9 protein-coding genes are annotated in these 11,036 nt (G+C 31.2%); 5 read left to right on the plus strand and 4 right to left on the minus strand.

Annotation, left to right across the window (positions count from 1 at the left end):
* Positions 1 to 37: 37 nt before the first annotated feature.
* Both ACI32A_RS04435 and ACI32A_RS04440 read right to left on the minus strand, forming a co-directional pair.
* On the minus strand, positions 38 to 250 hold the full coding sequence (locus ACI32A_RS04435) for a hypothetical protein (protein ID WP_439753822.1): 213 nt from the start codon (positions 248 to 250) through the stop codon (positions 38 to 40).
* Between the two features lie 51 nt (positions 251 to 301).
* Positions 302 to 1,207, minus strand: coding sequence for a class I mannose-6-phosphate isomerase (locus tag ACI32A_RS04440; protein WP_439753823.1), 906 nt, complete (start codon positions 1,205 to 1,207; stop codon positions 302 to 304).
* A gap of 67 nt (positions 1,208 to 1,274) precedes the next feature.
* On the opposite strand from ACI32A_RS04440, the gene deoC reads away from it, so the two are divergent.
* The 5 genes from deoC to ACI32A_RS04465 all read left to right on the plus strand — a co-directional run bounded on the left by deoC (position 1,275) and on the right by ACI32A_RS04465 (position 9,859).
* Positions 1,275 to 1,994 carry a deoxyribose-phosphate aldolase gene (deoC, locus tag ACI32A_RS04445; protein ID WP_439753825.1) on the plus strand — a complete coding sequence of 240 codons (720 nt, stop codon included), beginning with the start codon at positions 1,275 to 1,277 and terminating at the stop codon, positions 1,992 to 1,994.
* Complete coding sequence (locus tag ACI32A_RS04450) at positions 1,981 to 3,324, plus strand: transglutaminase-like domain-containing protein (RefSeq protein ID WP_439753826.1); 1,344 nt, start codon at positions 1,981 to 1,983, stop codon at positions 3,322 to 3,324. The genes deoC and ACI32A_RS04450 overlap by 14 nt, the downstream gene beginning before the upstream one ends.
* Positions 3,321 to 3,701 (plus strand): VOC family protein, encoded by a 381-nt coding sequence (locus tag ACI32A_RS04455; protein ID WP_439753827.1) that lies wholly within the window; start codon positions 3,321 to 3,323, stop codon positions 3,699 to 3,701. Before ACI32A_RS04450 ends, ACI32A_RS04455 begins: the two co-directional genes overlap by 4 nt.
* A complete protein-coding gene (locus ACI32A_RS04460; RefSeq protein ID WP_439753828.1) occupies positions 3,698 to 5,092 on the plus strand; it encodes a DEAD/DEAH box helicase in 1,395 nt (464 codons plus the stop codon). Before ACI32A_RS04455 ends, ACI32A_RS04460 begins: the two co-directional genes overlap by 4 nt.
* Positions 5,093 to 5,269: 177 nt before the next feature.
* Positions 5,270 to 9,859, plus strand: a complete 4,590-nt coding sequence (locus tag ACI32A_RS04465) for a GH32 C-terminal domain-containing protein (RefSeq protein WP_439753829.1) — start codon at positions 5,270 to 5,272, stop codon at positions 9,857 to 9,859.
* Between the two features lie 259 nt (positions 9,860 to 10,118).
* Here ACI32A_RS04465 and ACI32A_RS04470 read toward each other — a convergent pair whose 3' ends face one another.
* A complete protein-coding gene (locus ACI32A_RS04470; protein ID WP_439753830.1) occupies positions 10,119 to 10,352 on the minus strand; it encodes a hypothetical protein in 234 nt (77 codons plus the stop codon).
* 38 nt (positions 10,353 to 10,390) lie between these two features.
* On the minus strand, positions 10,391 to 10,774 hold the full coding sequence (locus ACI32A_RS04475) for an Hsp20/alpha crystallin family protein (RefSeq protein ID WP_439753831.1): 384 nt from the start codon (positions 10,772 to 10,774) through the stop codon (positions 10,391 to 10,393).
* Between the last annotated feature and the right edge of the window lie 262 nt (positions 10,775 to 11,036).

The raw sequence follows: 11,036 nt of genomic DNA on the forward strand, positions 1-11,036 counted from the left end.
TTTGCAATCAGTGGCTTAGACTACCTTCATCAACTTTTTAGTTGAACTTAGCGTAAAAATATACATAGGCTACAAAAACATAAACAAACCATAATAAATAAGGAATAATAAAAGAAGGAATAAAAGGAATATAGTCATCAATAAATATATTTGTAGAAACAAAAGATGTTACACTTTTTTCTAAAAAACAAAAATAAAGATACCATAATCCTAAAAATAAAATATACACATTTTCTTTTCTTTTTAACATAAAAATCACCTGTACAAATAGTAACAAGTGATTTTTAAGAAAATCTAAAGTCTATCTAAAATAATCTTGAATAAAAGCAACCATAACTTCCACTTCATCTTGAATAAAAATTTTTTCATGAGGTAAAACAATCACACTTTGCCCTTGTGAAATATCTATTCCATTAAAAGATGATTTACCCCTTAATACCGAAATTACACAAGCTAAATTCGATGGATTTAAAAATGAATCATTCAATATTGTATGTTCAATTGAAAATTCACGAAAATCAGCTTGTGAATTCAAAGAGAAATGCTGTTTTATTATACGTGCATCACAATCCAGGTTATCAAATGATTCCTGAAGATGTAAATCTCGTTTTTTATTTGTTCGAGGATCGATGCGATCATAATCATAAAAACGATACGTGATATTTGTGGCTTGTTGAATTTCATAAATCAATGCACCCTTAGTCAAAGCATGAATTGTTCCGGAACGAATATAGATACAATCCTGATTTGATACTTCAATACGAGCAATCACATCCTCAACTCTTTTTTCATCAACTGCTTTCTGAACATTTTCTTTATTTGTATTAGTTTGTGCGTATATCCATTTTGAATCCGGTTCATTTAAAAAATACCAGGCTTCACTTTTTCCATAAGGCAAAGAAAGCTTTTCTTTGGCATATGAATCGGTTGGATGAATTTGAAAACTTACGTTGTCTTTACAACTATCAAAAGCGACAATTACAGGAAATTGTTCACCTTCTAATAAACCAAATAAAGAAGGATTTTGTTCGACTTTTTCTTTTAATGTTGTCACTTCTTCTTGATTTTCAATTACACAATTAAATTGTTCAATTCCACATACAGAAAACAAAGTTCCAATACTAGAATACGTTTTATCACCACTATAGTCATAAAGACGTTGATCACCCCATAAAGTGGGAACCGAAATTGGATTTACTTTATACATAGGACACCTCTTTTTTCTTATTGTATCAAATCATGATATACTTGAAACAAAGAAAATGGAGAAATTTATGAAATATACAATTCAACAATGTGCAAACTTCATCGATCATACCAATGTCAAAGCCTATGCTACAAAAGAAGACATGAAAAAACTATGTCAGGAAGCTATGGATTATGGTTTTAAAATGGTAGCTATTAATTCAGGACAAACTTCTTTTTGTCATCAAATCTTAAAAAATACTAATATTCATACAGGAGCCGCTATTGGTTTTCCTCTAGGACAAATGAGTATAAAAGCCAAAGTAGAAGAGACAATAGATGCTATAAATAAAGGAGCCGATGAAATTGATTATCAATTGAATATTACCGAAGTCAAAGATAAAAATTTTGAATATGTAGAAGAAGAAATGAGACAAATTGTTCAAGTAAGTCATGAAAATAAAAAAATTTGTAAAGTTATTTTGGAAACAGCTTATTTATCAAAAGAAGAAATCATTAAGATATGTGAAATTGCCAAGAAAACAAAAATTGATTTTGTTAAAACATCTACAGGCTTTGCTCCAGTTGGTGCTAGAACAGAAGACGTTTTATTGATGAAACAAATTGTACAAAATCAAGTCCAAGTCAAAGCCTCTGGTGGAATTCGTGATGCTCAGACATTTAAGGCTATGTTAGCCCATGGAGCGACACGCATTGGAACCAGTGCAGGGATTAAAATTATTGAAGAATTAAAGAAAGAAGCAGTCAATGGATTCATTGACATTGAGGAAGTTTATGAAAATCACTAGTTTACGTACTCCTTTACCACAGGATTTAGAATTATTGAAAGCCAATGGACAATTTGAATTAGTCCAGGAAATGATTGATTTTCGTCTACAAATGGATATTCCTTCTTGTTTAAAAGAAAGACTTTTATTAGAAAAAGAAATTTTGAAAGAATATCCAAAAGATTTTATTTATACCAAAGAACAAGCATTTCATTTGATTCAATCCCATATTCCAGATTTTACAGAAGATGAATTCGAACTATTGTTTAAACAAAATGGTTTTGAATTTATTTTTAAAAATGGCATTCTTATGTTTAAAAATGATATATATGATAATTTAATCAAAGTACATAAAAAATATCGAAGTCGAAGTGATGTGATGCAACAAGACGATATCATTTTAAATCAGGTCATTGAAAAGTGTATGCTCAAAAAAGATGTGAAATACAAAATTCATGTACGAATTTCTCTTGAAATTGAAAAAGAAGCCCAAAAAGAAGGGAAAATCATTCGTGTATGGTTACCGATTCCTATTGAATATGCACAAGTTGAAGACTTAAGAATTTTATCGTATACGAAAAATGGAATTGTTAATGATTCAAGTGCAACGCATCGTTCCATTTATTTTGAATGCATCTATCAAAAAGATATGGAATTCTTTGTTGAATATGAATTTATCAATCATGTCATTTATCAAGACTTAGATGCTTCTATTGTTTATGATGATGGATCAACATTTTATTTAGAACAACAAGAACCACATTATGTTTTTACAACATATTTAAAACAATTATGCCAGGAAATTATTCAAGATGAAACCAATCCATTGTTGAAAGCACAAAAAATATATGATTATATAACGACACATGTCACATATTCTTTTGTTCCTGCTTATATTACTTTGCCATCGATTCCAGAATTTGCAGCAACGAGTTTAAAAGGAGACTGTGGTATTCAGGCTAGTTTATTCATAACACTTTGTCGCATTGCCCATATACCAGCTCGATGGCAAGCGGGATTGTTTGCACATCCTGAAATGATTGGAAACCATGACTGGGCACAGTTTTATGTTGCACCTTATGGATGGTTATATGCCGATTGTTCTTTTGGAGGAAGTGGCTATCGAAATCAAAACGAAACAAAGAGAAAATTTTATTTTGGACACATCGATCCATTCCGTATACCAAGTGCCTGTCAGGTTTTACAGCCATTAATGCCAGAAAAGAAAACGACACGAAAAGATCCATACGATCATCAAACAGGAGAAGCTGAATATATAGATGAAGCTATAGATCCAAGTGCTATTCTTACCAAACAAAAAATTCTTGAAATACAGGAGGTCAAATCATGAGTGTTTTATCCATTCATCATATTTCTTTGACTTGTATAAATGAAAGACAATATGAAAAAGCTATTGATTTTTATACACGAATAATTGGAATGCATATTCAAAGACAATGGAAAAATGGTATTCTTTTTGAAATTGGAAACACACGCATTGAAATGTTCTTAAAAGAAAATACAGAACAATTATCACAAGGAACGATTCGACATTTTGCGTTTTTGGTCGATTCCTGCGATGAAATGATTGAAAAAGTACGCCAAGAAGGGTATTCCATTGTAGTTGAGCCTAAAGATGTTTGTCTACAAGAAGATTATTTGCTTCGTGTTGGTTTCTGCATCGGTCCAACAGGCGAAGAAATTGAATTTTTTCAGGAGAGACTATGACTTTTGATCAATTGAATTTAGATGAAAAAATATTAAAATCTCTTCAAGCTATGCACTATGAGACAATGCTACCTATTCAAGAAGCAGTCTTTGATAAAATGATGAAGAAAAAAGATTGTATTGTTCAATCAAAAACAGGAAGTGGTAAAACATTGAGTTACGTCCTTCCTATTGTACAACAACTAGAAATTGATGAAAAAGCTCCACAGGCCATGGTGTTAGCACCTACACGTGAATTAGCACAACAAATTAAAGAAGAATTTGATGCGATAGGATGTTTTAAAAAAATAAAGAGTATATGTTGTACGGGAAAACAATCTTTTTCTTTTCAACAACAAGATCTTCATCAAAGAGTGCATGTTATTGTTGGCACACCAGGTCGTATTTTAGATCATCTGCAACAAGGAAATATTCAAACGCATAAGATTCAATTTCTGATTTTAGATGAAGCTGATGAAATGTTAAATCAAGATTTTATAGAACAAATTCAAAATATTTATACATATTTAAACAAAGACATTTGTTCGTGTATTTTTAGTGCGACTTTTCCAGAAAAAATAAAAAATATGACCCAGGATTTTCTAGATAATCCTGAATGGATTTCAATTCAGGATAAAAATCAAATAGATGAATTTTTCATAAAAGTAGAAGAAGAACAAAAAAAAGAAAGACTCATACATGTTTTATCGTTTTATCAACCAGAGTCTTGCATCATTTTCTGTTCAACACAAAAACGATGTGAAGACTTATATACATATTGTCATACTCTTTCTATTAGCTGTAATCGAATTCATGCGGGTTTAAAACAAGAACAACGCTTTTCTTGCATGAGTTCTTTTAAAAAAGGAAATATACGAATTTTAATCGCAACCGATGTTGCGAGTCGAGGCATTGATATTCAAAAAGTAGACTTGATTATTCACTTTGATATGCCGGATACGCCTTATGATTATATTCATCGTATAGGACGTAGTGCACGTGTTCATGAAAAAGGAATGTCCATTTGTTTTGAAAGTAAATCAGATTTAATGCGTTCTCAAAAATTAATGGATTATGGAATTAAAAAACAATATATAGATATTCCCAGAGAACAGAATTTAGAAAATTTAGAGTACAGTGTTCGAAAAAATAGAGATAAATATTTAGAAGTGAAAAAAAATATAGTCAAATTATATATCAATGCAGGAAAATCTAAGAAAATTAGAGCCGGTGATATTGTGGGTTCGATTCTTCAAATTGATGGAATGGAGAAAGACGATATTGGAATTATTCAGATACAAGATCATCAATCGTTTGTTGAAATATTTAATGGAAAAGAAGAATTGGTGATTGAAAATCTAAAAACAATCAAGAAGAAAAAAATTAGAATTGAATTTTCGAAAATGGCATAAAGCCATTTTTTTTGTAAGCGATTCCAAATATACGAATTTATGTTTTGGTTAAATTGATGTTTTATTTGGATGTCCAAATTTTATTATAAGAAATTATAATGATATGACAAATGTCAATATTGTAAAACATAAGAAATATTACAATGAAAGGGCAATAAATTACGTTAGGAGGAGAATATGAAAACGAAACGAATCATCCACAATGGAACTGTTTTAGCCCTTTCATGTGCTTTATCACTTTCGGCAGCCACACAATTACTGGCTGAAGAAAATGAAACATTAAAAGATGGTACTTTTGTGGAAGACACGCAAACACAAAATGAAGATCTTGAATTGGATTCTAACATTGTGCCTTTAGAAGAAGAACCAACTAGCACTTTGTACAATGGCTTACCTGGTTTAAAAGGGAACTTTACAACCACAGAAAGTGGTTATGTTATTAATGAAACAGATGGAGACAATGTCAATGTTAGTGATGTATCTGGAAAAGTATTTAGTTTCAGTACGGATATCACTTTTAAAAGTGGATTGAATTTAACTTCTTTTATTTTTGGAGCCGATAAAAATCAGCCAGGTGAATTGGGACAGTCAGATGGAAAATTCTTTGGATTAGAATTGGCTTTGGTAGACAACAAAGATTTATGTGTTAAATTATTCCAAAATCCAATTGGACCTGCGCTAGGTGACAATGTTATTGAACGTACTTATGTTACTTCTACAACTGATCCAAGTGCAGCTGTGCATTTTGAGGTTGCAGTGGATAATGAAAATAATTTATCAATTAAAGTCAATGGAATCAGTGCTTCTTATACTTTCAGTAAAGACTTTAAAGGTGCATATGCCGGTGGATATTTTGGAATGTTGACATATAGATCTGAAGTAGAATATAGTAACATTCAATTAAATGCCCAGTCAATTCCAGTTCCAAATTTTAGTACAAATTTAGATAATTTACATGGCTTAAATGGAACTTGGAAGGAAACAGAAGAAGGATTGTTCTCAAGTGGAAATGGAGATAACTTTGCGATTTCGAATACAAAAGTGAAAAATTTTGAATACAGTGCAAAAATCACAAATAAAAGCGATCGTGGAGCAGGTTCTCTGGTATTTCGTTCTGCTCAAAATCCAAGAGATAATTCCTATGTGATGAATGTAGATTATTCCAATAAAGTCTTTAAATTGTTTTCTTTTCCAACAGGTGGAACGATAAAAGCTGTTTCATTAAATACGATTCCAGAAAATGAAGATGGAAGCTACGATATAAAAGTACAAGTATTTGAAGATACGATTCGTGTTTTTATTAACAACATTGGAATTATCAATATCAAAGATTCAACACATAGCAAATCAGGTTACTTAGGTTTATTGACATGGGATGGAACCTTTGTGTATCAAGACGTTCAATATAGAGAATTAGATAAACTAGAAGCCATTGCTGATCCAAAATTGATGGATTTGATCATTGAAAGTGAAGGTGTTTCAATTACACCGACTTTTGATTCGAATGTTAAAATTTATGGAATGGACTTAGAACCAGATGTACAAGAAGCAGTTATTACTCCAAAAGTAGAAGAAGGTTCAAAAGTTTATGTTCTTAAATACGATGAATACGGAAATGTGATTCAAGAAAAAACATTGGTAGAAGATTCATTTAGTATTCATGCTAGTGAATTTGTAGAAAACTATATGGATTTAGATTTAATCATTGAAACTAAAGAAGGATTCACTGATAAAGTGAGTTTTACAGTTAATCATTGGTTGTCTAATGAAGAATTGGCTAATGAAGAATATCGACCACAATTCCATGTAACACCGCAAACCAACTTCATGAACGATCCAAATGGAATGGTTTATGACTCAACTGATGGTTATTACCATATGTTCTATCAATATTCACCAAAGAACAATTTCTATAACCAGTCATGGGCTCATGTTCGATCAAAAGATTTAGTGAACTGGGAACAACGTCCATTAGGACTTCAAATCGACGACAATGGATTAATTTTCTCTGGATGTGCCATGGAAGATACAAACAACGTCAGTGGATTGTTTTCAAAAAATAGAGCCGATGAATCTCGATTAATTGCTTATTTTACTTATCATAATACAAAAGATGGAAAACAAGCACAGGCTATGGCGTATTCTAAAGACCATGGAGAAACATGGATTAAATACGGTATTATCTTAGACAACAGTCATACATTGTCAGGAAACGATTTCCGTGATCCAAAGGTATTCCAGATTGAAGGGGATAATCAGCATTGGTATATGGTTACAGCTGGTGGAGCTGCTCAAATCTTTGTGACAGAAGACTTAATTAATTGGGAATTCTCACAAAACTTGACATATCCAGATGGAGGGCAAATTTATTCAGAATGTCCAATGATGTATAAAGCCACTGTAGAAGGAACCAATGAAGAAAAATGGATATATGGTGGAAGTGCTGGTTTCTATGTTGTTGGAAATATGACAAAAGACGAAAATGGCATTTATAAATGGAAAGCCGAATCCAATCGAATCAATGTGGAATCCAATGAAAATCCTTGGGGCGGATTTGGAAAATATGCCACAATGACATTCTATAAAGATGGAACAAATTTAAATCGTACTATTGGAGTCAGCTGGCTACAAGATTTCACGGAATTTGAAGGAAAAGGATTCAAAGGTGTTCAATCGCTTCCGCAGTCCTATGGTTTAAGACGAATTAATGGAAACTATGTGATTACTTGTTATCCTGTACAAGAAGTAGAAGACTTACGAGATGTGTGTTTATTTGAAACAAATCAAAAGATTGTGACAAGTACTGATGAAAATATTTTAAAAGGTGTAAGTGGATTAACATATGACATTGATGCTGTATTTACACTGCAAGATGATACAAAAGAATTTGGCTTTAAATTACGTAAAGGAAATGGACAGGAAGTTGTTTATACATACGATGTGGAATCTCAAAAAATGAAATTAGATGTTTCCAATACGGTTCGTTGTCAAAATAGTGGCATTTATGCGCAATCTTTAACACCAATGGAAGGCAATAAAATTCATTTGCGTATTATAGTAGATCAAGGAGCCATTGAATCATTTGGTAACTATGGAGAAGCTAATATTTCAACTGTTGCATATACAAACAACAATAATATTGGAATGGAATTCTTTGTACATGGTTCTATTGGTATTGATTCTTTCAATATATATGATATGAAATCTATGTATTCTAAACAATCTGGTTCACAATCTGATACAGTGCGCCTTGTTTTAGATGCTCCTGAATACGTACCAACATTTGAAGAATTTACAGTCAATGCCAATGTATATCCAAATACAGATAATAAAGGCGTTATTTGGGAGGTTCCAGAAGAAATTGAAATTGTTCAAGAAAATGAAACATCAATTCGCTTAAAAGGGAATGTACCTGGAAACTATACAGTTTCAGCTATTGCACAAAATGGGATGAAGGAATCTATCCAAGTTCGTATTGACAATCCATGTTTTAATACGAATGCAAGTGGATGGGAAGTTATCAATGGAAACTGGATGATTACCGATCAAGGAGCTATTGGAAATAATGCTGCAAGAAACGATAGTTTCTATATGTCAAAAACAACAGTGGATCCAAATAAATCCTTTACATTGACAGGAGATATCCAATTAAGTCAGGGACAAGCAGCTGGAATTGTATTTGGTGTGCAAGATCGAGACAATCCGACTTCAGATTGGTTCTGTGCCAATATTGATACGAAGATTGGAGAATACGGTGCAGCAAAATTATTCCAGAATCGTTATGGAGAATTATGGAATGTCACAAGATCTTTAAATGAATTAAATCCAAATGAAAAAGGTATTTATCATTTGAAGCTTTTATACAATGGAGCTGGTACAATTACTTATTATGTCAATGATGTAGAAGTAGGAACAAGAGAAGGTATATCTTTCGATAAAGGCTATATTGGAATTCAAACATTTAAATCCGATGCGATTTTTAACAATGTTTATTTAGTACAAGATACTTCGGTTAAAGAAGTGTATGATGGATTTACAGAATTGACACTAGATTTACACGATACACAAGAACAAATTGAGGCATTATTGCCTTCTACATTAAAAGTATTGATGGAAAATGGAACAGTGGAACCAATGGAAGCAACTTGGGATATTTCAAATATCGATACAAGTAAATTAGGAAAATATTCCATTCGAGCAACTGTTGCAGGAAACTTAACACATGACGTAGAAGTAACTGTAATAAATCCAGCAAATTATGAAGACTTAGAATCATTATTAGAAGTGGCTCAAAAAGTTGATCCTTCTTTATTCACTGAAGAATCTTATGCACCTTTAAAAGTTGCGATGGAAAACGGATTAAAAGTATTACAAAATGAATATGCATCACAAGAAGAAATCAATGAAGCAACTATTCAACTTCAAAATGCTATGAATGGACTAGAAAGAATTCCTTCTAAACAAGTGGATACATCGGAATTAGATAAACTCATCCATAAAATTGAAAACATAGATTTGAGTAAATATTCTACATTAACGGTAAATAAATTAAAAACGGTTCTAAAAGAAGCAAAAGAATTACTATCTAATCCAAATGTGACACAAGAACAAGTGGATGCAATGATTCAAAAATTAAATAAAGCGTTGAATGGGTTAAGATTCATCAAAAATAATACAGGAATTCAAACAAACGCTAAATACTTTGGATTAGTAGCTACTTTATCTTTAGCTGGAATTTTATCCATCTTAAAGAAAAAACAAAAATAAGTGTGATTATTCACACTTATTTTTATCATCAATTAAAATACATTTATAAGCATGTTTTAAAAAAATTGATTATCTTCTAATGAAGTCTCTAAAGAACATTCATCTTGTTTTATTTGTGCAATGAAATTGTCATGTTTTTGTATAACATCTAAATGATTTCATAAAATTTTCATCAATAACTAAACAAATATATTGAATCTGATACAAATAATCATCATCAAAGTCATTTTTTCAGTTAAAAGGAATAATATACCTTCAATTATGAGATTTTGTTTATTCTCAATAACATTTTTTTATGATTTCTCAAATTGATGGGCCATAAATAAGTTGTTAATTGTTCATCTTCATCCACTTTTAGATTTGCATAGCCACTACAAATCAATCCCATTTTTAAATGATCTATCAATAAATATGGAAAATACATTTGCTCCAGTAAGCATTGAGCAAGAAGTGTCTTTCCAGTATGAAAAGCACAAGTGATTAGAATAACCATGTAATGATTTTAAAAAAGAACGTCAAAGACGTTCGATGTTAAAAGATTTGAATAAAAGAAGATTCCCCTTTTCGTTTTTTAGCTTCCGTTGGAATGGTAATTTCTAATTCACCATTATTGAATGAAGCTTTGATATCTTCCTGACGAATGTTTTCACCAACATAGAAACTTCTTGAACAACGTCCAACGAAACGTTCTTGACGAATGACTTTAACGTTGTTGTCTTTTTCTTTAGTAGCTGTAATTGTAATGGTTCCTTCTTTTAATTCCAACTGAATATTTTCTTTTTTAAAACCAGCTACTTCCATTTTTAAAATATAAAATCCATCTTTTTCTATAATATCTGTTTTTAATGTATTACGATCCGAAAAAGAATCTTGATCTTGAAATAAATCAAAATTAAACCCTGGATAAAGTCTCATATTGTTTCCTCCTTGTTAGCACTCTAACTTAATATCTGCTAATATCATAGCATAAAACATAGCACTGTCAATAATAAAGTGCTAAATATTTGTGTTAATCCTCTGGTTATAGTTATTCATATAGCATTTTGAATTTATAGCACGAAAAATTTTTTTACAAATCCAATCTTTTTTCGAATATATATAACAGGAGGAACAATTATGATCGATATTAAAAAAGATATAAATTTCCGATATATATTCGGAAAAGACAAGGAACCCA

It is taken from the genome of Floccifex sp., assembly GCF_051873555.1.
Lineage (GTDB): Bacteria > Bacillota_I > Bacilli_A > Erysipelotrichales > Erysipelotrichaceae > Floccifex.

Bases quoted from the DNA above. Each gene is read 5' to 3' on its own strand.
- ACI32A_RS04440 (WP_439753823.1), bottom strand. From the start codon at position 1,207: ATGTATAAAGTAAATCCAATTTCGGTTCCCACTTTATGGGGTGATCAA.
- ACI32A_RS04475 (WP_439753831.1), bottom strand. From the start codon at position 10,774: ATGAGACTTTATCCAGGGTTTAATTTTGATTTATTTCAAGATCAAGAT.
- ACI32A_RS04455 (WP_439753827.1), top strand. From the start codon at position 3,321: ATGAGTGTTTTATCCATTCATCATATTTCTTTGACTTGTATAAATGAA.
- ACI32A_RS04460 (WP_439753828.1), top strand. From the start codon at position 3,698: ATGACTTTTGATCAATTGAATTTAGATGAAAAAATATTAAAATCTCTT.
- ACI32A_RS04435 (WP_439753822.1), bottom strand. From the start codon at position 250: ATGTTAAAAAGAAAAGAAAATGTGTATATTTTATTTTTAGGATTATGG.
- deoC (WP_439753825.1), top strand. From the start codon at position 1,275: ATGAAATATACAATTCAACAATGTGCAAACTTCATCGATCATACCAAT.
- ACI32A_RS04450 (WP_439753826.1), top strand. From the start codon at position 1,981: ATGAAAATCACTAGTTTACGTACTCCTTTACCACAGGATTTAGAATTA.
- ACI32A_RS04470 (WP_439753830.1), bottom strand. From the start codon at position 10,352: ATGGTTATTCTAATCACTTGTGCTTTTCATACTGGAAAGACACTTCTT.
- ACI32A_RS04465 (WP_439753829.1), top strand. From the start codon at position 5,270: ATGAAAACGAAACGAATCATCCACAATGGAACTGTTTTAGCCCTTTCA.